The sequence below is a fragment of the Tsukamurella sp. TY48 genome, assembly GCF_019656655.1.
Lineage (GTDB): Bacteria > Actinomycetota > Actinomycetes > Mycobacteriales > Mycobacteriaceae > Tsukamurella > Tsukamurella strandjordii.
This window is the reverse complement of the sequence record NZ_BPMV01000002.1, coordinates 982,649-1,005,744: the sequence shown is the minus strand read 5'-3', so window position 1 is coordinate 1,005,744 and position 23,096 is coordinate 982,649. Positions and strand designations below refer to the sequence as shown.

Genomic DNA, 23,096 nt, shown 5'->3' with positions numbered 1-23,096 from the left:
GGCGGGCCCTGCGCGTGACACTCGACCCGGGGGCCGGACCGTCCGGCCGCCGACGAGGACGAGGAGGGCGTCATGCCCGGAGTGATGATCTACGCCGCCGGATACGTGACCAACGACCTGACCTATCGAGAATCGGCTCGGGGCGAGCGGCACGACTTCCTGAGCTTCACGATGGCGCACAACAACGGCTTCTTCGACGAATCGGGGACCTGGCGGCAGACCAGCACCTTATGGCTCAACGTCAAAGCCTTCGGCGCCCTGGCCCGCAATGCCCGGGGAGCGATCGCCAAGGGGCGTCCGGTGCTGGTGCACGGTGAGCTCAAGCACGAGACCTTCGACGGTGCGGACGGGCACAAGCACAGCTCCCTGGACCTCAAGGCCGATTCGATCGGGTTGAACCTGCGGTTGTGCAGTGCGCTGTACACCGGATCGGGGGAGCGGACCCGGGAGGCGTCGTCCGGCACCGTCGACGACGCCGCGTCTGGTCCGGTGGAGGTGGAGGCCGAGGGTGAGGGCGAGGCGATCGAGGAGCTCGGCACCGGTACCGACGGGGTGGCGGACGAGACGTCCCAGCCCTCGCTCGCCGCCGTGCCCGACTTCTGATCGGCTACTGCGCGGAGCGGTTCCGGACCCGCCGGTCGTGGCCGGCCACGGCGACGGGTGCGCCCACGGTGTGCAGCACGATGCTGCCCAGGACCACGAGGGAGGCGATCGCCAGGACCAGTTCGGCCGGGTCGCCCTCGGGCAGAGTGTTGTACGCGATCAGCGCGAAGACGATCGTGGATGTGCCGCGCGGTCGGAGCCAGCCCAGCGCGAGCACTTCGGACCGGGGGAGCCCACTGCCGATCTGAGCGATCGCCTCCGGCAGCACCCGGAGCACGGTGAGCGCCAGCGCGGCGAAGGCGAGGATCTGCCAGGGCACGCCGTCGCCGAGCGCGACCACGATCACGGCGCCGAAGACGAACCACATCGCGGCGGTCAGTAGCGCACCGACGTCCTCGGTGAGACCGACCTCGGCGCTCGCGGCATCGCCGCGCCGGAACCGGTAGACGATCCCGCAGATGAACGCGGCGACGAATCCGTTGCCGCCCAAGCCCACCGCCGCGGCATAGGTGAGGAGGGGGATCGCGACCAGGGCGAGGCGGCGGGTGCGCTCCGTGGACCACCCCGCGCGGTCGCTGCGGATCACGGCGGTCTCGGTGATCAGGCCCATCACGGCACCCACGGCCAGGGCGATGAGGGACGCCGGTGCGGCGTTGACGAGTGCCGCGAGCGGATCGTCGCTGTCGTTGGCTGGGTTGGCCCAGAGCAGGGCGAACAGAAAGATCGGGGTCACCAGTCCGTCCGTGTACCCCGACTCGACCGTCAAGACGTCGCGCACCCGCTCCGGCACGTGCCGATCGCGCAGCAGTGACGGCGCCGAGGCGAAGTCGATCGGGGCGATCACGCAGGCCACCAGGAGAAACATCGACCAGCCGAGGGCGGGGAGCAGGAAGGAGGCCGCGACCATCGTCAGCGCGAGTGCGACGGGGATGCCGATCAGCAGCCCGCGCGCCGCGAGCCGGGGGTAGCGGCCCAGCAACGACCCCCGTACCTCGGTGGCGTCGACGAACAGCAGGACCGCCAGGATGATCTCGGCCGCCCGCTGAGCCGCGGTGGTGTTCAACGCGGCGGCGATGGAGCCCTGCGCTGCCAGCCCCACGGCCGCGCCGGCGAGCACCATCACCAGCGGAGCGGAGACCCACCATCGCTCCATCCGGGTCGCCAGAAGGCACCACACGATGAAGGCGCAGGTCCCCGTGAGGATGGCCGGAATCATGCGGCGATTGTCTCACTGCACCGGCTCACCGCCGAGCAGCTGCGGTTGTGAGGACGGGTTTACCGCCGGGACACGCGCCGGTGCGGGCCCGCAACATGGCTTCCCTACCTTCGGGACATTCGATTCGCGTTCCGAAGGTGCACAGGAGGTCGACAATGGCGCGCTCACACACGATCACCGATTGGGATCCCGAGAACACGCAGCAGTGGGAGTCCGGCGGTAAGCAGATCGCCAAGCGGAATCTGTTCTGGTCGGTGATGGCCGAACACGTCGGATTCTCCGTGTGGTCGCTGTGGTCGGTGATGGTGCTGTTCATGCCGCAGGACGTGTACGGACTGACGACCGCCGACAAGTTCCTCATCGGTGCCACCGCCACCCTGGTGGGATCGCTGCTCCGCCTGCCCTACACGCTGGCCACAGCCCGTTTCGGCGGCCGCAACTGGACCATCTTCAGCGCCTTCGTCCTGGCAGTCCCGGTGATCGCGACCATCGTGATCCTCGCCAATCCCGGTCAGCCGCTGTGGGTGTACCTGGTGTGCGCGGCGCTCACGGGCTTCGGTGGCGGCAACTTCGCCTCGTCGATGACCAACATCAACGCCTTCTTCCCCCAGCGGCTCAAGGGCTGGGCCCTCGGGCTGAATGCGGGCGGCGGCAACATCGGTGTGCCGGCGGTCCAGCTCGTGGGCCTGCTGGTGATCGCCACCGTCGGCGATCGCCAGCCGTACTGGGTGTGCGCGGTGTACCTCGTGCTGCTCGCCGTGGCGGGGATCGGAGCCGCCCTGTTCATGGACAACCTGCAGGTGCCCACCGTCGACACCGCGGCCATGCGGAAGGCGACCACGGATCGCGACACCTGGATCGTCTCGCTGCTCTACATCGGTACCTTCGGATCGTTCATCGGCTTCTCCTTCGCGTTCGGTCAGGTGCTGCAGGCCACCTTCAAGGCCGGCGGGGACACCGCCGCTCAGGCCTCGCTGCACGCGGCCCAGATCGCCTTCCTCGGTCCGCTGCTCGGCTCGATCTCGCGGGTGTACGGCGGCAAGCTCGCCGACCGCATCGGCGGCGGCCGAGTGACGCTGTACGTCTTCGCCGGCATGATCGCGGGCGCGGGCGTGCTGATCACCACCGCGACGCGGGCGGGTACCGCGGCGCCCACGGGCGCCACGATGGCGGCGTACGTCGCCGGATTCATCGCGCTGTTCCTGCTCAGCGGTCTGGGGAACGGCTCGGTGTATAAAATGATTCCTTCGATCTTCGAGGCGAAGTCGCGTTCGCTCGACACCGATGAGGCCACCCGGACGCACTATTCGCGAGCGATGTCCGGTGCCGTGATCGGGATCGCGGGCGCGATCGGTGGCCTCGGCGGCGTGGGAATCAACCTCGTCCTGCGCGCGTCGTACCAGTCCAGCGGGACCGCGACCGCCGCCTTCTGGGTGTTCGGCGCGTTCTACGTGATGGCGGCGTTCGTCACCTGGAAGGTCTACGTGCGTACGCCCGCGCCGCGCGGACATGGCACGCTCGACGGGACACACCGTCGTGGTGCGCTCAGCACAGCCGCTGACACGTGACGGTGATCGAACCGGAGAGGAGTCCAATGACCGAGGCCTCGGCCACCCCACTTCTCGGATTCACCGTGGCAGTGACCGCCGCGCGCCGCGCCGACGAGCTATCCACTCTGCTCGAACGGCGCGGCGCCGCCGTGGTCGCCGCCCCCGCGATCGCGATGGTGCCGCTGTCCGACGATGTCCGACTGCGGGCCGCCACAGATGAGCTGCTCGCGGCGCCGCCCGATCTGCTGGTCGCGACCACCGGCATCGGGTTCCGCGGCTGGCTCGAGGCCGCCGAGGGCTGGGGCGTGGCCGAGGAACTACTCGGCGCGCTGGGCGGCGGACGGGTGATCTCGCGCGGGCCCAAGGCCACCGGTGCGCTGCGCGCCGCAGGGCTGCGGGAGGAGTGGTCTCCGAAGTCGGAGTCCTCCGCAGAGGTGCTCAGCCACCTCGGTGGGGAGGATCTGCACGGGCAGCGTGTTGCCGTCCAGTTGCACGGCGCAACGGACGACTGGGACCCCAATCCCGGTCTGCTGGACGGCCTTCGCGCACTTGGTGCCGAGATCGTTCCGGTGCCCGTCTACCGGTGGGAGCAGCCCGACGATCTGTCCGGTCTGGACCGGATCGTGGAGGCGATCGCGCTCGCCGACGTGGACGCGGTCACCTTCACCTCGGCGCCCGCCGCCGCCTCGCTCCTGGAGCGCGCCGGCGAACTGGGGGTGTCCGGTTCGGTGCATGCGGCGCTCACCGGCCCGGTCACCGTGTACTGCGTCGGACCGGTCACCGCGACCCCGCTGCAGCGGGTGGGCGTGCCGTCCGTCACGCCCGAGCGAATGCGGCTGGGTGCCCTCGCACGGCTCGTGGAACAGGACCTCCCCACCCGCAATCCCGACCTGCCGGTCGCCGGCCACCGGCTCGGCGTGCGCGCCCGGGGTGCGGTGGTCGACGGTGCGGAGCGCGAGCTCACCCCCACCTCGATCACTCTGTTACGCCTGCTGGCCCGCGAACCCGGGGCCGTCGTCGCGCGTGACGAGATGCTCGCGGCGCTGGGCGGTGAGGACCCGCACGCGGTGGAGGCGGCCGTCGCGCGCCTGCGGACCGGCCTGGGGCACAAGGAGATCATCGCCACCGTGGTCAAACGCGGTTACCGGCTCGCGCTCGACGAGCACTGACAGGAGCACGACATGGGAACCCTCCTCGTGGCGCACGGCACGCGCAGCGCACACGGCGTCGCGATGATCGGTGACCTCGCGGCCGCGATGGCCGACCGGCTCGCCGAACCGGTGCGGGTGGCCTTCGTCGATGTGCTCGGCCCCACCCCGAGGGAGGTGCTCGCCGGTCTCGACGACGAACCCACGGTGGTGGTGCCGGCGTTCCTGTCCAGCGGGTTCCACGTGCAGCACGATCTGCCGCGGGAGGTGGCGGAGTCCGGTCACCGGGCGGTCACCGTCACGGACGCGCTCGGCCCGTCTCCCGAACTCGCTCGCGCGATGCTCGGCCGCCTGATCGATGCAGGTTGGCGTCGCGGCGATGCGGTGGTGATGGCCGCTGCCGGGACTCGGGACCCGCAGGCGCAGGGCCAGATCCGGGCCATGGCCGCGATGCTGTCGGCGCTGGTGGGAAGCCGCGTCTCCATCGCCTTCGCCTCGCCGCCGAAGGACGGTTCGGGCTACGCCTGCGTGCCGGAGGTGGTCTCCCGGGTGCGCGCCGACGGTGCGCGCACGGTCGCCGTGGCGTCGTACCTGTTGGCGGAGGGGCTGTTCCAGCAACGTCTGCGTGAATCAGGGGCCGATGTGGTGGCCGAGCCCCTCGGGCTGCATCCCGCGGTGGTGCGCCTGGCGGTGCTGCGCCGCCGGCTCGCGGGATTCGCCGTCACGGGCACGCGCGGGCTGGGCAGCGACTACGCGGACTCCGGCCGAGGCGCCCGGTAGCCGAACCGGATCTCGGGCGAGTTGGCGACGAAGACGGTGCCGTCCAGGGAGATCCGTGTGTCGTAGACCGGGATCGAGACGCCGGGTGCGTCCAGGCAACGACCGTCCAGCAGGCTGAAGGCCTGCTTCTTGAGCGGCGACTGCACCACCGGGAAGCCGCCGCGATCGCCGACGATCCCGCGGGACAGGACCGCGGCGCGACCGATCGGGTCGATGTTGCCGATCGCCCGGATGCTGTCGTCCGCGAGCCGGAACAGGGCCACCTGCGCACCGTCGGGCAGCAGCACCGCCACGCCGCGCAGGGGTTCGAGGCGGCTCACCCGGCAGGCGGCGGTCCAATCGCGGGTCCACCGATGCAGATCGAACGGAACCGTGGTCATCTCAGGCCTCCTGTGCGGTGAGCGAGGGCTTGCGGGCGGGGAACGCAGGCGTCCCCATGAGGACGGGGACCTTGCGGCCGTTCTTCTCGCCGAACTCCACGGTGGGATCGGGAGCGCCGGGGGCGTTGACGAAGGACACGAACCGGGCGAGCTTGTCGGGATCGTCGAGCACGCCCTTCCATTCGCAGCCGTAGCCGTCCACGTGCCGCTCGACCGTGGCCTCGAAATCGGCGTTGAGGCCGAGGGCGTCGTCGATCACGACCGCGCGCAGCCGGTCCATGCCGCCGTCGAGGGCCTCCACCCAGGGCGCCGTGCGCTGGAGCCGGTCCGCTGTGCGGATGTAGTACATGAGGAACCGGTCGACGTATTTGATCAGTGTCTCGCGGTCGAGGTCGCCCGCCAGCAACTGCGCGTGCTTCGGAGTCATACCGCCGTTACCACCGACGTACAGGTTCCATCCGGTCTCGGTGGCGATCACGCCCACGTCCTTACCGCGGGCCTCCGCGCATTCGCGCGCGCAACCGGAGACGCCCATCTTGATCTTGTGCGGCGAGCGCAGGCCGCGATACCGCAGCTCCAGGTCGATCGCCATCTGCACCGAATCCTGCTGGCCGTACCGGCACCAATCGCTGCCCACGCAGCTCTTCACGGTGCGCAGCGACTTGCCGTAGGCCTGGCCGGATTCCATGCCCGCGTCCACCAGCCGGCGCCAGATCAGCGGCAGCTGGTCGACCGTGGCACCGAACATGTCGATCCGCTGACCGCCGGTGATCTTGGTGTAGAGCCCGAAGTCCCGCGCGATCTCGCCGATCACGATGAGCTGCTCCGCGGTGACATCGCCGCCGGGCATCCGCGGCACCACCGAGTAGGTGCCGTTGCGCTGGATGTTCGCCAGGAAGTGATCGTTGCTGTCCTGCAACGAGGCCTGCTCGCCCTCGAGGATGTGGTCGGAGCTCGTGGACGCGAGGATGGAGGCCACAGTCGGCTTGCAGATATCGCAGCCCGTGCCCGAGCCGAACCGCTCGATCAGGCCGGAGAAGGTGCGGATGCCGCTCGCCTGGACCAACTCGAAGAGTTCGGCGCGGGACTGGGAGAAGTGCTCGCACAGCGACTTCGAGACGGAAACGCCCTCGGCTTCGAGGAGCTGCGAGAGCAGGGGCACGCACGAACCGCAGGAGGTACCCGCACCGGTGCACCCCTTGAGCTCGGCCACGGTGCACGAGCCGTCGGCGATCGCGGCGCACAACGTGCCCTTGGTGACGTCGTTGCACGAACAGATCTGCGCCGCGTCGGGCAGCGCACCCACGCCGATACCGGGGGAGTCGCCGCTCGACGGTGCGATCAGCGACACGGGATCGCCGGGCAGCGACGATCCGACCAGCGGACGCAGCACGCCGTACTGCGAGGCGTCGCCCACGAGCACGCCGCCGAGCAGGGTGGAGGCATCGTCGGAGAGCACCAACTTGGCGTAGGTACCGCCGATGGGATCGCTGACCACCACGTCCAGCGCGCCCTCGGTGGTGCCGTGCGCGTCGCCGAAGCTGGCCACATCGACACCGAGAAGCTTGAGCTTGGTGGACATGTCGGCGCCGGGGAACTGCGCATCGCCACCGAGTAGGCGATCGGCCACCACCTCGGCGGAGGCGTAACCGGGGCCCACCAGGCCGTAGCAGCGGCCCTCGATCGCGGCGACCTCGCCGATCGCGTAGACGGCCGGATCGGAGGTGACGCAACTGAGGTCGGTGATGACACCGCCGCGCTCGCCCACCACGATGCCCGCGTCGCGGGCCAGCTCGTCGCGGGGCCGCACGCCCGCGGCGAAAACCACGACGGCGGCGTCGATCACGGATTCGTCCTTGAGCGTGACCGCCAACCCGTGCTCGGCGGCGGCGATCTCAGTGGTGCCGGACGACAGGCTGATGTCGATGCCGAGGTCCGCGATCATCCGGGCCAGGTGCTCGCCGCCACCGGAATCCACCTGCTGCGGCATCAGACGCGGGTTGACCTCGACGACCCGTGGGCGCAGGCCCAGCGTGCGCAGGGCATTGGCCGCCTCCAGGCCCAGGAGTCCGCCGCCGACCACGATGCCCACGGCACCGTCGGAGCGGTCCACGGCGGCGTTCGCGTCGGCGCGGATGGCGTCGAGATCGTCGAGGGTGCGGTACACGTGGCAACCCGGCAGATCGTGGCCCGGAACCGGCGGCACGAAGGCGTACGAACCGGTGGCCAGGACGAGGGCGTCGTACGACGTGGTCTCGCCCGACTCCGTGGTGACCGTCTTCGCCGCCCGGTCGATCGCCGCGATCCGGCTTCCGAGCCGGACATCCACCAGGTCGTCGCCGGCGTAGTCGTTGCCGGACAGCGCCAATGCGCTCCGGTCCCACTCGCCGACGTACGAGGTGAGGCCCACGCGGTCGTAGGCGGCGTCGGCCTCCTCGCCGAAGACCACGACGCGCCACTCGCCGCCGCCGTCGCGGGCTCGCAGTGCCTCGACGAAGCGGTGGCTGACCATGCCGTGTCCCACCACGACCACTGTGCGCGGGGCGTTCATTCGAGTCTCCTCTCGCCGGGATCGATTGCCCGAAGCTGATGGAAGCCACGCTATGGAGCGGGTGTTGCGCGCGGGTTCTGTCGCGTTGCGCCGCCGTCACGGCTTCCTCACACCCGCCGCTTCCGCGGTGTGAGCTGTCAGTAGACGTCGCGCACGTAGCGGTGCTCGGCCGAGAGCGCCGCCACGTAGGCATCGGCGCTGCGCGGCGCCATGTGGCCGTGCTCGGCGACGATGCCGCGCAACGCCTCGTCCACATCGCGGGCCATGCGGCTCGCATCGCCGCAGACGTACACGTACGCACCGCTCCGGATCCATCGCCACAGCTCGGCGGCGTTCTCCCGCATGCGGTCCTGCACGTAGACCTTCTCCGCCGTGTCCCGCGAGAAGGCCGTGTCGATGCGGGTGAGCACACCGTCGGCGGTCAATGCGTCCAGTTCCTCGCGGTAGTAGAAGTCGGTGGCGGCGTGCTGCTCGCCGAAGAACAGCCAGTTGGGGCCGGTCGCGCCGGAGTGCGCGCGATCGCGCAGGAAGCCGCGGAAAGGCGCGACACCGGTGCCGGGACCGATCATGATGACCGGGGCCTGCGGGTCGTCGGGTGGGAGGAAGGCACGCGTCGGCTGCACGAACACCCGCACCTCGTCACCCGCCGTCAGGCCGGCGAGGTGCGACGAGCACACGCCGGCGCGGCGAACGCCCTCGTGCTCGAAGCCGACCACCGAGACCGTCACCGATACCCGATCGGGGTCCTCCCGTGGGCTCGACGAGATCGAGTACAGCCGGGGAGTCAGGGGCCGCAGCAGTGCGGTCCACTCCTCGGCGTCCGCGGTCACCGGGTGCGCGGCGAGCAGATCGGGGAGCTGGCGGCCCCAGGTCCACTGCGCGAATCGGGTGGGTTCATCGATCACCGGCTGTAGCTCGCCGCCCGCGGAGGACCGGCTCGCCACGAACCGCAGGAGCTCCGGTGTGATCCGGGTGAGGTCCTTGTGCTCGAGCCCCTCGGTGTCCCGGTCGACTCCGGTGCGGGCGCAGAACTCCTCGATGATCGCGCCCGAATTCCGCGGCCACACGCCGAGCGCGTCACCGGCGCGGTAGCGCAGCTCCGACGCCGGCAGCGCGAAGGTGAACCGGCGGACGTCCTTCGCAGACCCGGGGCCCGAGAGCCGCTCGGACTCCAGGAGAGTGGTGCGCAGTGGATGGTTCCGCGACGGCGCCGAATCCGCCGGGGACGGGGTACTGGCGGGTGCCGTTCCCGGGGCGAGCGCGGTGGTGACGGTGCCGAGCCACGCCGCGGCGGTGTCCGCGTAGTCGGGTTCGCAGGAGGCGCGCGGCGCGATCCGCGTGGCCCCGAGATGTTCCAAGCGGGCGTCCAGCTTGCGGGCGAAGCCACAGAAGTCGGCGTACGACGGGTCCCCGAAACCGAGAACGGAGAACCGCAGGTCGGTGAGGTCGCCGGGTTCGGCCGCAGCGAGTGCGTCCCACAGCGCCACGCCGTTGTCGGGTGCGTCGCCATCGCCGGTGGTGGCCACCACGAAGACCACGGTCCCGGTCAACTGGGACGGTGCGAGCAGCTCCGCGCCGACCACCGTGGTGGTGAGCCCCGCGCCGGCCAGGGCGGTAGCGCAGTCGGCGGCGTAGGCCTCGGCGGTCCCGGTCTGCGACGCCCAGACGATGGTGACGGCAGGACCCTCGTCCGGGGATCCGGTGTCCGCGGCGGAGCCGTACACACCGGCGAGAACGCCCTCGAGCCAAGCGCGGGCGATCGGTTCGAGGGGCGCCGAGTGCGGCACCGTCGGAACGCCGGACGGCGGAGCGGCACTCAGTCCGGTGAGGAGGCCACCGAGGAATCCGGACGCCTCCGCGCTGAGCTCGCCGGGCCCGGAGGTGTACGGCGCGAGCGCCGCCGCCAAGGGCGAGGCCGGCTGTTGCGGGTCCGGGGCGGCCGTCGTCGATTCGGCGGGGACCGGGGTCAGCGCGACGGCGCTCACCTTGAATTCGGGCTGCAGCGACTCGGGATCGACGGCGTCATTGGTCACCGCGTTCACGGCCACCTCCTCTCCGAAGGCATCGGCGAAATGCATGGGGGCGAAACAGACTCCGGGGCGTACCGCCTCGTCGACGGCCACGGGCAGGGTGGCACCGCCGCGCCGGCTGGACACCCGCACCTGCGTCCCCGCACGCAATCCCATCCGCTCCGCGTCCTCGGGATGCAGCTGGAGGAAGGGGGCGGGGTTGAGGCGGTTGAGCTTGGCGACGCGGCCGGTCTTGGTCATGGTGTGCCACTGGTGCGCGAGCCGGCCGGTGGTCAGCAGCATCGGGTACTCGTCGTCCGGCAGCTCCGCCGGTGGCAGGTAGGGGCGCGGCAGGAATCGGGCGCGCCCCGACGGGGTCGCGAACCGCAGACCGCGGTCGGCATCGAGGTAGCGGATGGGGTTGCGGTCGGGGGCGCCCGGCGGCGCGGGCCACTGGACCGGCCCCTGCTCCAGCCGCGCATGGTCGACTCCCCGCACGTCCCATCCGGTCCGCGGATTGTCGAAGGCCTTGAGCTCGTCGAAGACCGCCTCGGCATCGGGGTAGTCGAAGTGCTCGCCGTAGCCGAGTTCCGCGGCGACGAGACAGATCAGCTTCCAGTCCGGCAGCGCGTCCCCGGGCGGCGCGACCGCGGCGACGGTGCGGGTGAGGTTGCGCTCGGAATTGACCATGACCCCGTCGGTCTCGGCCCACAGCGCCGCGGGCAGCACCACATCGGCGTACTCCGCCGTCTCCGTCCCGGTGTACGCGTCCTGCACCACCACCAGGTCGACGGATCGGAGCGCGTCGATCACGGTGGACCGGTTCGCCATCGACGCCACCGGATTGGTGCAGATGATCCACGCCGCCTTGATGTTTCCCGCGGCCATCTCGCGGTACATCTCGACGGTGCCGGTGCCCGCCTCGGTCCGGATGGTGCCCGCCGGCAGGCCCCACAGTTCCTCGACGTGCGCACGGTCGCCGTCGTCGAGGGCGCTGCGCTGGCCCGGAAGGCCCGGCCCCATGTAGCCCATCTCGCGGCCACCCATGGCGTTCGGTTGCCCGGTCAGTGAGAACGGTCCAGAACCGGTGCGGCAGATCGCGCCCGTCGCCAGGTGCAGGTTGCACAGGGCGACGGTGTTCCAGGTGCCGTGGGTGGACTGGTTCAGGCCCATCGTCCAGAGGCTGGTCCAGTTCGCAGCCCCCGCGATGAGCTCGGCGGCGGCATCGATGTCGGCGGCGGCGAGACCGGTGATCTCGGCGACGCGATCGAGGGGATACTCCTCGAGGAGCGGTGGCATAGCGTCCCAGCCCTCGGTGTACCGGTCGACGAAATCCCGGTCCACGGCGCCCTTGCCGACCATCAGCGCGAGCAGCCCGTTGAGCAGCGCGAGGTCGGTGCCCGGACGGATCGGCAGGTGCAGGTCGGCCTTCGCAGCGGTCGCCGTGCGCCGCGGGTCCACCACGATCAGCTTCGCCCCGGCCTTGACCCGGTCCATCATCCGCAGGTACAGGATGGGATGGCAGTCCGCCATGTTGGCGCCCATCACCAGGAAGACGTCGGCGTGGTCGAGGTCGTCGTAGCTGCCGGGCGGCCCGTCGGCGCCGAGCGACTGCTTGTATCCGGTGCCCGCGCTGGCCATGCACAGCCGTGAGTTCGATTCGATCCACTGCGTGCGCAGGAAGCCCTTGGCGAGCTTGGTGGCGAGGTACTGCGCCTCCAGCGTCATCTGGCCGCTCACGTAGAGGGCGATCGCGTCCGGCCCGTGCTCGTCCCGGATCGCGCGCAGGCGGCGCCCGGTCGCGGCGATCGCCTCGTCGAGGGCGACGGTGCCCCGGGCGTCGTCACGGGTCCCGCGCATCTCGGCGCGGGCCTGCCGGCCCCCGGCCGTCAGCAGATCGACGGTGGTGCTGCCCTTCGTGCACAGGCGGCCGCGGTTCGCCGGATGGCTCGGCGTGCCGAAGGACTTGGTGACCACGCCGTCGCGTACTTGCAGTGTGAGGCCACAGCCCACCCCGCAGTACCCGCACACCGTGTCGATGTCCATATCGCACACGGTGCCCGCGCGGTGTTTCCGGGTTTCGGCCTCATTGTTACGGCGGTGTGTCGACCTCCGCCCGCCCGTGCGCCCCGCGGTGTGAGCGAAATCGGCACCGAAAATTCACAATGCGAAGCAATGGCGGTCGTGATCGCGGGCGAGCGTGTCGCCGCGGCGGTACGCTCGCGCGACTGACGGCACGCCTCGGCCGGTGTGGACGACGCCGGGGGAGTCGGTAGGCTGGAGACGTTTGCCCCCGGCACCCCGGTGGCAGTATTCGCGTGAGACAGGGCAGGGACTGTGGCTGAGTTCATTTACACGATGAAGAAGGTGCGTAAGGCGCACGGCGAGAAGGTCATTCTCGATGACGTCACGATGTCGTTCTACCCCGGTGCGAAGATCGGCGTGGTCGGCCCGAACGGTGCGGGCAAGTCGTCGATCCTCAAGATCATGGCCGGACTCGACCAGCCGAGCAACGGCGAAGCCTTCCTGGACCCGGAGGCCACCGTCGGCATCCTGATGCAGGAGCCGCAGCTCGACGAGACCAAGACGGTCCGCGAGAACGTCGAGGACGGCCTGGGCCAGACGATGGTCAACCTGCGCCGCTACAACGAGGTGGCCGAGCTCATGGCCACCGATTACACGGACGAGCTCATGGAGGAGATGGGCAAGCTGCAGGAGCAGCTCGACGCCGTCGACGCCTGGGAGGTCGATTCGCAGATCGATCAGGCCATGGACGCGCTGCGCTGTCCGCCGGGCGACGCTCAGGTGACCAACCTCTCCGGTGGTGAGAAGCGCCGCGTCGCGCTGTGCAAGCTGCTGCTCAGCAAGCCCGACCTACTGCTCCTCGACGAGCCCACCAACCACCTGGACGCCGAGTCGGTGCTGTGGCTCGAGCAGCACCTCGCCAGCTACCCCGGCGCCGTCCTCGCCGTGACCCACGACCGGTACTTCCTCGACCACGTGGCGCAGTGGATCTGCGAGGTCGAGCGCGGGAAGCTGCACGGCTACGAGGGCAACTACTCCACCTACCTGGAGAAGAAGGCCGAGCGCCTCGAGGTGCAGGGCAAGAAGGACCAGAAGCTGCAGAAGCGCCTCAAGGAGGAGCTGGCGTGGGTCCGCTCCGGTGCGAAGGCCCGGCAGACCAAGAACAAGGCCCGCCTCGAGCGCTACGACGAGATGGCCGCCGAGGCCGAGAAGCACCGCAAGCTCGACTTCGAGGAGATCCAGATCCCCACGCCGCCCCGTCTGGGCAACGTGGTGGTCGAGGTCGCCGACCTGGACAAGGGCTTCGACGGCCGCGTGTTGATCAAGGACCTCAGCTTCACCCTGCCGCGCAACGGCATCGTGGGCGTGATCGGCCCCAACGGTGTCGGTAAGACCACGCTGTTCAAGACCATCGTCGGCCTGGAGGCCCCGGACTCGGGCGATGTGAAGGTGGGCGAGACGGTCAAGCTCAGCTACGTCGACCAGAACCGCGCCAACATCGACCCCAAGAAGACCGTGTTCGAGGTGGTCTCGGACGGACTGGACTACATCACCGTCGGCCAGAACGAGATGCCCTCGCGCGCCTACGTCAGCGCCTTCGGCTTCAAGGGTCCGGACCAGCAGAAGCCCGCGGAGGTGCTCTCCGGTGGTGAGCGCAACCGCCTGAACCTGGCCCTGACGCTCAAGGAGGGCGGCAACCTGATCCTCCTCGACGAGCCGACCAACGACCTCGACGTGGAGACCCTGAGCTCGCTCGAGAACGCCCTGCAGGAGTTCCCCGGCTGCGCCGTGGTGATCTCCCACGACCGGTGGTTCCTGGACCGCACCTGCACCCACATCCTCGCGTGGGAGGGCAATGTCGAAGAGGGCCAGTGGTTCTGGTTCGAGGGCAACTTCGAGGCCTACGAGGCGAACAAGGTCGAGCGGCTCGGCGCCGAGGCGGCGCGTCCGCACGCGGTGACGCACCGCAAGCTCACCCGCGACTGATCTCCGCGGTCCCACTGCGCACCGGCGACGGCGCCCACTCCTTTCCGAGGTGGTGGGCGCCGTCGTCGTTCATTACTGGCCCGTAGCCCCCGGTCCGGCCGTAGTGTGGTCGGCGGAGCTAGAAGCTCCGTCACACCTTGGCAACGGCGCCGCGTGCTGACCCTGCATTTCGCGTGTCCGCTGCCACGACCCGCAGGAGGAGCACGCCCGTGGCGCTGTCCGCGATCGATCAGTCCGCATTTTCCCGAACCGCTGCGTCGGTGTCGACGCAGCCGCCGGGACGGTCCCCGTCGGACTTCATGACGTGGCTCGCGGACGGGAACGCCCGGGTGCTCGGCAGTTGGAGCGACGGTGCCGGTACCGGCGTGCTGACCGAACCGGCGCCTGCCGTGCGCGCCGTGCTCGACGCCCTGCCGACTCCCGCCCCCGGCGACATCTCGGTGGTCGAGCTGGCGCAGCCGCTCGGCGACGCAGCGGGCGCCCCGTTCCTGCTCGCCGCCACGCCCGGCGACGGTGGTCCCACCGTTTGCTACGCGATGGCGCTCACGGTGCTCGGCCTGCACGACAACGTCTTCGACATCCCGATGGTGGGAGCGAAGATCGAGCGCGTGCTCACCCGCATCGGCGTGGACCCGGCGGATTCGCAGAACCAGCGGCTCATGGAGTACATCCAGACCTTCCCCCGGCTCCGGCTGATCGTGGGCGACGAGGACGAGCTGGCGCGGGTGTTCGGCGGCCTGCGCGAACTGAGCGACGGCGACCTCGCCCTGTTCCTGCGCACCGACAAGCTCGCCCGGTTCGCCACCGCCCTGGTCTACCTGCCCCGCGACCGGTACACCTCGCGCGCGCGGGGCGTGCTGATCGACGTCCTCGAAGACGAGACCGGCATGCGGGTCGATCGGTTCACCGCCCGGGTCACCGAATCAGCCATCGCCCGAATCCAATTCGTACTCCTCCCGCGCGACGAATCGGCCGTCCCGGTGTTCCGGGCGGAGGACGAGGCGCGCATCAGGGGCCGGCTCGGTGAGGCCAGCCGCACCTGGGACGAGGACGTCCTCGCTGCGGCGGCAGCATCCGGCGCCGACGTCGACACCGTTCGCACCTACCTCCCCGGCTTCTCCCCGAACTACAAGGAGGACCAGGCTCCCGAGCTCGCGCTCGCCGATGTCGTGCGCATCGACGCCCTCCCCGCCGAGGGCATGGACCTGGTGTTCTACGAGCCGCCCGGCGACCAGGGCGGGCTGCGGTTCGCCATGTTCCTCACCGGGGGACGGGTCACCCTGTCGCAGCTGCTCCCCGTGCTCCAGTCGCTCGGCGTGGAGGTGCTCGATGAGCGGCCGTACACCGTGCGCCGCCCCGACGGCGTGACCTGCACCGTGTACGACTTCGGTCTGCGCGCCCCGAAGGCGCTCCGCGACGCCGTCGTCGCCGGAGTGCCCGAGGCCGATCTACCGGCGCACCTGCAGGAGCGCCGCGGCCTGGCGAGCGCCGGCGCGGCAGCCGTGTGGCGCGGCGAGTGCGAGGTGGACCGGTTCAACGAGCTGATCCTGGCCTTCGGACTCGACTGGCGCCGGGTGGCGCTGCTGCGCGCCATCGGCCAGTACCTGCGGCAGTGCGGCTTCGGCTACAGCCCCGGCCACATGGCCCAGGTGCTGCTCGACCACCGCGACGCCGTCCTCGCGCTGCAGCGGCTCTGGGGCGCCGCCTTCGACCCGGTGGCTGCGGACGCGGACGCCGCCGTCCGGGCCGAGTCCGATGTCCAGGCGGCGCTCGCGGCCGTCACCAGCCTCGACGCCGACCGGATCCTGCGGGCCTACCTGCACGTGGTGCAGGCCACCGTGCGCACCAATTTCTTCGCCGAGAAGCCGGTGATCTCGCTCAAACTCGAGCCCGGCCGGATCCCCGAGGCGCCCAAGCCGCGGCCCCGCTTCGAGATCTTCGTGTACTCGCCGCGCGTGGAGGGAGTGCACCTGCGGTTCGGCATGGTCGCCCGAGGCGGCCTGCGCTGGTCGGATCGGCGGGAGGATTTCCGCACTGAGATCCTCGGCCTGGTCAAGGCCCAGGCGGTGAAGAACGCCGTCATCGTTCCCGTGGGCGCCAAGGGCGGATTCGTGGTCAAGAACCCGCCCGAGCTCACCGGCGACGCCGCCGTCGACCGCGATGCGCAGCGCACCGAGGGCGTGGCCTGCTACCGGGCCTTCATCTCCGGCCTGCTGGACGTGACCGACAACCTCGGACCCGACGGCGAGGTGCTGCCGCCCGAGCGCGTGGTCCGCCGCGACGGGGACGACACCTACCTCGTGGTGGCTGCCGACAAGGGCACCGCCTCGTTCTCCGACATCGCCAACGACGTGGCCGCCGGATACGGATTCTGGCTCGGCGACGCCTTCGCCTCCGGCGGCTCCGAGGGCTACGACCACAAGGGCATGGGCATCACCGCCCGCGGCGCGTGGGAATCGGTGAAGATGCACTTCCGCGAGATGGGGATCGACACCCAGGCCGAGGACTTCACCGCGGCCGGTGTGGGCGATATGAGCGGCGACGTCTTCGGCAACGGCATGCTGCTGTCCGAACACATCCGGCTGGTGGCCGCGTTCGACCACCGCGACATCTTCCTCGACCCGAACCCCGATGCGGCGGTGGGCTTCGCCGAGCGGCAACGCCTCTTCGCGCTCCCGCGCTCGTCGTGGAAGGACTACGACACCGACAAGATCAGCAAGGGCGGCGGCGTGTACAGCCGCGACCAGAAATCGGTGCCCATCAGCCCGGAGGTGCGCGCCGCGCTGGCCCTGCCCGACGACGTCACCGAGCTGACACCGCCCGAGCTCATGCGCGCCGTGCTGCTGGCCCCCGTCGACCTGCTGTGGAACGGCGGAATCGGCACCTACGTCAAGGCGTCCACCGAGACCGATCTGGCGGTGGGCGACCGCGCCAACGACGCCATCCGGGTGAACGGCAACGAGGTGCGCGCCAAGGTGATCGGTGAGGGCGGCAACCTGGGCGTGACTCCGCTCGGCCGCATCGAGTTCGACCGCAACGGCGGCCGGATCAACACCGATGCCATGGACAACTCCGCCGGTGTGGACTGCTCCGACCACGAGGTGAACATCAAGATCCTCCTGGACCGGCAGATCGCGGCGGGCGCCATCGAGCCCGCGGAGCGACACGACCTCCTGGTCTCGATGACCGATGACGTCTCGCGATTGGTGCTGGCGGACAACGTGTCCCAGAACCTCGCACTGTCGGTGGAGCGCTCGCTTGCACCGAAGATGGTGGACGTGCACGCCCGCATCCTGACGGACCTGTCCCGCAACCGCGGCGTGGACCTGCGCCTGGAGGCACTGCCCACCAAGAAGGAGACCGACAAGCTGCAGGCGTCCGGCCAGGGGCTCAGCTCACCCGAGCTGGCGAACCTCATGGCACACGTGAAGCTGTCGATCAAGGACGATCTGCTCGCGGGCGATCTGCCCGATAACGACGCGCTCGCCGCGCGTCTGCCCGATTACTTCCCCGACCGGCTCCGCGAGCGCGCCGGCGAGGCCGTCTTCGCGCATCCGCTGCGCCGGGAGATCGTGGCCACCCAGGCCGTCAACGAGCTGGTGGACAACGCCGGGGTCAGCTTCGGTTTCCGGCTCTCCGAGGAGACGGGCGCGGGTGCGAGCGATGCCGTGCGGGCCTTCGTGGCCGTGAGCCGCGTCTTCGACCTGCCCGCCACCTGGGGCCGGATCCGGGAGCTCCCGGTCTCGGCGGCCGAGACCGCCGCGCTCCTCGCGGAGAGCCGCCGGGTGCTCGACCGTGGAGCGCGGTGGATGCTCAACAACCGGCCGCAACCGATCGCGATCGGCGCCGAGGTCAACCGGTACGCGACCCGCATCGCCGCCTTGACCGCGGCGATGGGCGAGTGGGGGATCGAGTACGACTCGCAGGCCTGTGCGTCCGCCGACCGGGCCGAGACGGCCGGGGTTCCCACCGATCTCGCGCTCAGCGTGAGTCGCGCCCTGTACCGGTTCAGCCTGCTCGACGTGATCGACATCGCCGACATCACCGAGCGGGAGGACGATGAGGTGGGCCGCCTCTACTTCGCGCTCATGCAGCACCTGCGCGTGGACCGGATGCTGGGCGCCGTCGCCGAACTGCCGCGCGGCGACCGGTGGAGCGAGATGGCGCGGCTCGCCCTGCGCGACGACCTGTACGGGGCGCTGCGCGCCATCACCGTCGAGGTGCTCAACTTCACCGACCCGGAGGAGCCCGCCGACCAGAAGATCGCGGACTGGGAGTCGCACAACGCGCGCAGCCTGCAGCGCGTGCGGTCGCTGCTGGCCGAGATCCTGGACGCCGAGGACGGCGACGCGCGCGTCAACCAGGAGTCGACGCTGTCGGTGGCCACGCGGGCGCTGAGGTCGGTGCTGCGCAGCGTCGGCTAGCGTGGCGGGGTGACCGAGTACAGCTTCACCGCAGCGGGCGTCACCGGCGTCCGGACCACCTTCGACGACGGCGGTGCGGGCCTCACCGTGCCGGTCGACGTGCGCTGGTCCGATATGGACGTCTACCAGCACATCAACAACGCCCGCATGGTGACGCTGCTCGAGGAGGCGCGGATCCCGCTGCTGTTCGCACCCGATGCGCCCACCCGGGACCTCCTGGACGGGCTGCTCCTGGCCAAGCTGGAAGTGGAGTACCGGGGGCAGCTGCGGCACCAGGACTCGCCGCTGCAGGTGACGCTGTGCACCTCCGCCGTGCGAGCGGCCGACTTCGTGGTGCACCACGAGGTGCGGCCGGTCGGTGCCGACCCGGGGACGGCGCCCGCGGTGGTCGCGACGGTGCGGCTGGCCGCCTTCGACGTGGCCGAGCAACGGGTGCGGCGCCTCTCCGGTGATCAGCGCGACTACCTGAAGTCGTTCTCCCGGTGAGTGATCGGCGGCTCACCGTCCCGGGGCCGGCGCGGGCCGACCTCGCGGCCTTCGCCACCCGGCTGCTGCGCACGGACGATTCGGCGGTCCTGCGGGTGCGCCGCCGCGACGACGAGCGCGTGGAGATCTGGGGCCGCACCGGATTCGGCGTGCTGGTGGTCCGCGTTCTGGCGGGCTCGGTCGCGCCGGAATCGTTGGTGTGCAGCGCGACGACGGTCCTCGAATCCGTGCGCGCCGATCCGTCGGGCCTGGACGGTGGCTACGTGGACGTGGGCTTCGCACTCGACTCCGCCTGGCGCGGCGCGCTGCCGCCGACCGACGGTTTCGTGCACGTCGACGACGTGCCGGCGGCGGCGCTGCGCCGGGTGGCCGAGCGCGGGGTCGAAGTGGGGCGCGAGGCCGGTGGACCCGCCGGCCCGCCGCAGTCGTTGCTGGACTCCGACGTGGTCAGCGTGAGCGGCGCCGGACAGACGGTGCCGATCGGTCTGCGCACCGCGTTCTCGTTGGAGGCCATGGGTTTCTCCGCCGACGGTGCGGACGAACCCGTCCGAGTATCGGCGTCCACCACCTGGGTCCGGGTGGATGCGCGCTACGGCTCGCTCTACCAGCGACGCGAGGCGGGGCCGAGTCTGCTGGTCTGACGCGCGGCCCGGTCAGTCCACCGGATCGAGCCGCCGTGCCGTGCAGTCCTGTTGTGCCAGGCGGCGCAGGGTCTGCAGGACCTTGTCCGAGAGCACCGTCCCCACCACGGCGGTACGAAGGGCCTGCGCATCGTCGTCGGAGAGGGTGTCCAGATCGGCGGCCGCGATGGTCTCCGCGGCGTCGGCCCACCGGGCGAGCGTCTCCTGCCCGCCCACATCGCAGCTGGCGACCAGGGTCTTGAGCTGCGCGCCGAGCTGCGGGATGAGCACGTCGCCGTCCTGGATGCGCCAGCCGCGGTCGGCGACGAACGCCGCCGCGAGTGCGGTCCACTCGGGATCACCGACGAACGCGGTGGATTCGGTGAGGGCCTCCTGTGCCACCCCGAGCAGGTCGTGCCGGGGCACCGCCGGACTGTCCAGCGCGTCGAGGACGCGCCGCACCTGCGCCAGGGACAGCCCGCCGGACTCGACCAGCGCACGGATCAGCCGTACTCGCTCGGCGTGCTCGGGCCCGTACTCCGACTGCGTCTTGGTGACCGGTTCACCGGGGGCGAGGAGCGACTCCCGCAGGTAGTACTTCAGCGAGGCGGTGCTGACGCCGGTCTCGGCGGAGAGCTCGGACAATTTCATGCCTCGATCTTGACATGGGATAGTTACACTCTCCAATATGGGTAGTAGCACTATCCAATACTCAGGGAGACGCTCATGAACCACGACATGCAGACCGACACCCACGACGGCGACCTGGTCGTGTTCCTCCTGGGCATGCAGCCCAGGCGGACATGGCGGCTGGACCAGACCCTCTTCGTCGGGCGCTCGATGCGGCGCATGCAGGTGGAGATCGAACGCGATCGCGCTCGCGGTGGAGCGATCGGCTACCTCGGCGGCTTCAATGCGATCGCACCCTCCGGCCCGCTCGTGGTGCAGTACTGGCGCAGCTTCGAGGACCTCGAGCGGTACTCGCACTCCACCGATTTCGAGCACCGTCCGGCGTGGCTGAAGTTCTACTCGATGACCCACACGGCAGGGGCGTCGCGGGTCGGCATCTGGCACGAGACCTACCGCGTGCCCGCCGGCGCCCACGAGAGCATCTACGGCGACCTGTCCAACCCCGTCGGCCTGGCCGCGGCGGTCGGTGCCCAACCTCTGGCCCGGCGGGGCCGCACCTCGCGCGAGCGCATCGGCGCCTGATCGCGGGTCAGGCCAGCCAGCAGGACGCGTTCGGCGGCAGCAGGCCGTCGACGAGCGGTGCGCTGGCCAGGATCACCTCGCCGGCGGGCAGCTCGACCGGGGCCTCGGAGGCGTTGAGCACGCAGGTGAGCCGGCCGCCGACACGGCGGAAGGCCAGCGCGCCGGGGCGCGGCGAGCCGAACCACTCGATCGCGTCGCCCTGGAACTCCGGCCGCATCCGGCGCAGTTCCAGGGCCGTCCGGTACAGGGTCAGCGTGGAGTCGAGGTCCTCGAGCTCGGCCTCCGCGGTGAGGTCCTTCCAGTCCGCCGGAATCGGCAACCACGTGTCCGGGTTCGTCGAGAAGCCGTACGGCGGCAGCGTGCCCTGCCAGGGCAGCGGCACCCGGCAGCCGTCGCGGCCGCGCTCGGTGTGGCCGGAGCGCTCCCAGGTCGGGTCCTGCAGCGCGTCGTCGGGTAGGTCCACGTTCGGCAGGCCGAGTTCCGACCCGTTGTAGAGGAACGCGGTCCCCGGCAGCGCCAGCTCCACCAGGATCATCGCCCGCGCCCGCGCCTCACCCAACGAGCCACCCCCGTACCGCGTGACCTCGCGCGGCACATCGTGATTCGACAGGGTCCAGGTGGGGATGCCGCCCACCGACTCGACAGCGATGAGCGAATTGTCGATCGCATCGCGGATCTCGCGGGCGTCCCAGGCGGCCTCGGCCAGCCGGAAGTTGAAGCCCAGGTGCAGCTCGTCCGGCCGGATGTACTCCGCGAACCGGTCGTTGTCCTTGACCCAGATCTCGCCGACGGTCACCCGGCCCGGGAATTCGTTCATCACCGAGCGGATCCGGCGGTGGATCGCGTGCACGCCGGGATCGTTGAACCGCAGATCGTTCTCGTCGTTGTCCATGATCTTGTTGTTCGCCAGGTCCATGTCCGGCAGACCGTCCGGCTTGGCCATACCGTGCGCCACATCGATGCGGAAGCCGTCGATCCCGCGGTTCAACCAGAACCGGAGCGTGTTCGCGAGGTCCTGGAAGACGTCTTCGTTGTGCCAGTTCAGGTCCGGCTGCTCGGGCGCGAAGATGTGCAGGTACCACTGGCCCGGCCGGCCGTCGGCCTCCGTGACGCGATGCCACGCGGGACCGCCGAAGATGCTGGGCCAGTTGTTCGGCGGCTGATCGCCGTTCGGTCCGCGGCCCTCGCGGAAGATGTACCGGTCACGCTCGGGGCTGCCGGGGCCCGCCGCCAGTGCGGCCTGGAACCACGGATGCTGATCCGACGTGTGGTTCGGTACCAGGTCCATCGTCACCCGGATCCGGCGCGCGTGCGCAGCCCGGATCAGGTCGTCCATGTCCTGCAGGCTGCCGAACAACGGGTCGATGTCACGCGGATCGGAGACGTCGTAACCGTGATCGGCCATGGGGGAGCGCATCACCGGCGAGAGCCACAGCGCATCGATGCCCAGCAGCTCGAGATACCCCAGCCGGTCGATGACGCCCCGCAGATCGCCGACGCCGTCGCCGTTCGAATCGGAGAACGAGCGCGGGTAGATCTGATAGAAGGTCGCGTCCTTCCACCACGGCGCGGAATCGTCGTACTGGCCGGCGGGCGGCGTCATCTCACTCCTCGTTCTTCCCGGACGGGTGAGCCGGGAATCGTGCTGGGCCTTCGGGTGGGGCCGCTCAGGCGCCCATCGGGGTGTTCACGAGCATCTGGGCAGCCATTTCACAGTAGGCCCTGAGCTCCTGCTTGCGGGACGGGTCCATGCGGTCGTCGCCGATCGACGCGATCGCCACGTCCATGCACCGCAGCCAGGCATCGCGCTCGAGTTCGGTGATCCGGAAGGGCACGTGGCGCATCCGCAGCCGCGGGTGCCCCCGGCGCTCGGAGTACGTGCGCGGACCGCCCCAGTACTGCTCGAAGAACATGCGCAGGCGGTCCTCCGCGGGCCCCAGATCCTCCTCCGGGTACAGCGGCCGCAGGAGCTCGTCCGCGGCCACCTCCACGTAGAACCGGTGAATCAGGTCGCGGAAGGTCTCGGCTCCGCCGACGGCGTCGTAGAAGGTCGGTTGGCTGGGGCTGCTCACACCCTCCAGTCTCGCACGGCCGACGATGCGCCCC

The 23,096-nt window shown here is 70.3% G+C and carries 16 protein-coding genes; 9 read left to right on the top strand and 7 right to left on the bottom strand.

Going from position 1 to position 23,096, the window contains the following annotated elements:
• The first annotated feature begins 72 nt into the window (after positions 1-72).
• Positions 73-603 carry a single-stranded DNA-binding protein gene (locus TTY48_RS20540; protein WP_220659462.1) on the top strand — a complete coding sequence of 177 codons (531 nt, stop codon included), beginning with the start codon at positions 73-75 and terminating at the stop codon, positions 601-603.
• A gap of 4 nt (positions 604-607) precedes the next feature.
• Here the strand turns inward: TTY48_RS20540 and TTY48_RS20535 are convergent, their stop codons facing one another.
• Entirely contained in the window at positions 608-1,819 is a 1,212-nt protein-coding gene (locus TTY48_RS20535) for a cation:proton antiporter (RefSeq protein WP_220659461.1), read from the bottom strand.
• A gap of 155 nt (positions 1,820-1,974) precedes the next feature.
• On the opposite strand from TTY48_RS20535, the gene TTY48_RS20530 reads away from it, so the two are divergent.
• Genes TTY48_RS20530 through TTY48_RS20520 form a run of 3 tightly spaced genes read left to right on the top strand, consistent with a single transcriptional unit; the run spans position 1,975 to position 5,297 of the window.
• Positions 1,975-3,387 (top strand): NarK/NasA family nitrate transporter, encoded by a 1,413-nt coding sequence (locus tag TTY48_RS20530; RefSeq protein ID WP_220659460.1) that lies wholly within the window; start codon positions 1,975-1,977, stop codon positions 3,385-3,387.
• A gap of 26 nt (positions 3,388-3,413) precedes the next feature.
• Positions 3,414-4,538 carry a uroporphyrinogen-III synthase gene (locus TTY48_RS20525; protein ID WP_220659459.1) on the top strand — a complete coding sequence of 375 codons (1,125 nt, stop codon included), beginning with the start codon at positions 3,414-3,416 and terminating at the stop codon, positions 4,536-4,538.
• Between the two features lie 12 nt (positions 4,539-4,550).
• Positions 4,551-5,297, top strand: a complete 747-nt coding sequence (locus TTY48_RS20520) for a sirohydrochlorin chelatase (RefSeq protein WP_220659458.1) — start codon at positions 4,551-4,553, stop codon at positions 5,295-5,297.
• Here the strand turns inward: TTY48_RS20520 and nirD are convergent.
• From nirD to TTY48_RS20505, 3 genes are all read right to left on the bottom strand, one after another.
• Entirely contained in the window at positions 5,267-5,677 is a 411-nt protein-coding gene (nirD, locus tag TTY48_RS20515; RefSeq protein ID WP_220659457.1) for a nitrite reductase small subunit NirD, read from the bottom strand. The genes TTY48_RS20520 and nirD overlap by 31 nt on opposite strands.
• 1 nt (position 5,678) lies before the next feature.
• Positions 5,679-8,228, bottom strand: a complete 2,550-nt coding sequence (gene nirB, locus TTY48_RS20510; protein WP_220659456.1) for a nitrite reductase large subunit NirB — start codon at positions 8,226-8,228, stop codon at positions 5,679-5,681.
• A 137-nt stretch (positions 8,229-8,365) separates the two neighbouring features.
• Positions 8,366-12,283 carry a bifunctional nitrate reductase/sulfite reductase flavoprotein subunit alpha gene (locus tag TTY48_RS20505; protein WP_220659455.1) on the bottom strand — a complete coding sequence of 1,306 codons (3,918 nt, stop codon included), beginning with the start codon at positions 12,281-12,283 and terminating at the stop codon, positions 8,366-8,368.
• 291 nt (positions 12,284-12,574) lie between these two features.
• Here TTY48_RS20505 and ettA point away from each other — a divergent pair, with 291 nt between their 5' ends.
• The 4 genes from ettA to TTY48_RS20485 all read left to right on the top strand — a co-directional run bounded on the left by ettA (position 12,575) and on the right by TTY48_RS20485 (position 19,799).
• Positions 12,575-14,248, top strand: a complete 1,674-nt coding sequence (gene ettA, locus TTY48_RS20500; protein ID WP_220659454.1) for an energy-dependent translational throttle protein EttA — start codon at positions 12,575-12,577, stop codon at positions 14,246-14,248.
• A gap of 299 nt (positions 14,249-14,547) precedes the next feature.
• Complete coding sequence (locus TTY48_RS20495; protein ID WP_255585862.1) at positions 14,548-18,672, top strand: NAD-glutamate dehydrogenase domain-containing protein; 4,125 nt, start codon at positions 14,548-14,550, stop codon at positions 18,670-18,672.
• Positions 18,673-18,681: 9 nt separating this feature from the next.
• On the top strand, positions 18,682-19,158 hold the full coding sequence (locus tag TTY48_RS20490) for a thioesterase family protein (RefSeq protein WP_220659452.1): 477 nt from the start codon (positions 18,682-18,684) through the stop codon (positions 19,156-19,158).
• A complete protein-coding gene (locus TTY48_RS20485; protein WP_220659451.1) occupies positions 19,155-19,799 on the top strand; it encodes a hypothetical protein in 645 nt (214 codons plus the stop codon). Before TTY48_RS20490 ends, TTY48_RS20485 begins: the two co-directional genes overlap by 4 nt.
• Positions 19,800-19,811: 12 nt before the next feature.
• Here the strand turns inward: TTY48_RS20485 and TTY48_RS20480 are convergent, their stop codons facing one another.
• The gene (locus TTY48_RS20480; RefSeq protein WP_220659450.1) at positions 19,812-20,429 is read right to left on the bottom strand and encodes a MerR family transcriptional regulator; all 618 of its coding nucleotides are present in this window, start codon (positions 20,427-20,429) and stop codon (positions 19,812-19,814) included.
• A gap of 75 nt (positions 20,430-20,504) precedes the next feature.
• On the opposite strand from TTY48_RS20480, the gene TTY48_RS20475 reads away from it, so the two are divergent.
• The gene (locus TTY48_RS20475) at positions 20,505-20,990 is read left to right on the top strand and encodes a DUF4188 domain-containing protein (protein WP_220659449.1); all 486 of its coding nucleotides are present in this window, start codon (positions 20,505-20,507) and stop codon (positions 20,988-20,990) included.
• Between the two features lie 7 nt (positions 20,991-20,997).
• Here the strand turns inward: TTY48_RS20475 and TTY48_RS20470 are convergent, their stop codons facing one another.
• Positions 20,998-22,593 (bottom strand): glycoside hydrolase family 13 protein, encoded by a 1,596-nt coding sequence (locus TTY48_RS20470; protein ID WP_220659448.1) that lies wholly within the window; start codon positions 22,591-22,593, stop codon positions 20,998-21,000.
• A 64-nt stretch (positions 22,594-22,657) separates the two neighbouring features.
• On the bottom strand, positions 22,658-23,062 hold the full coding sequence (locus TTY48_RS20465) for a globin (RefSeq protein WP_220659447.1): 405 nt from the start codon (positions 23,060-23,062) through the stop codon (positions 22,658-22,660).
• Positions 23,063-23,096 lie beyond the last annotated feature (34 nt).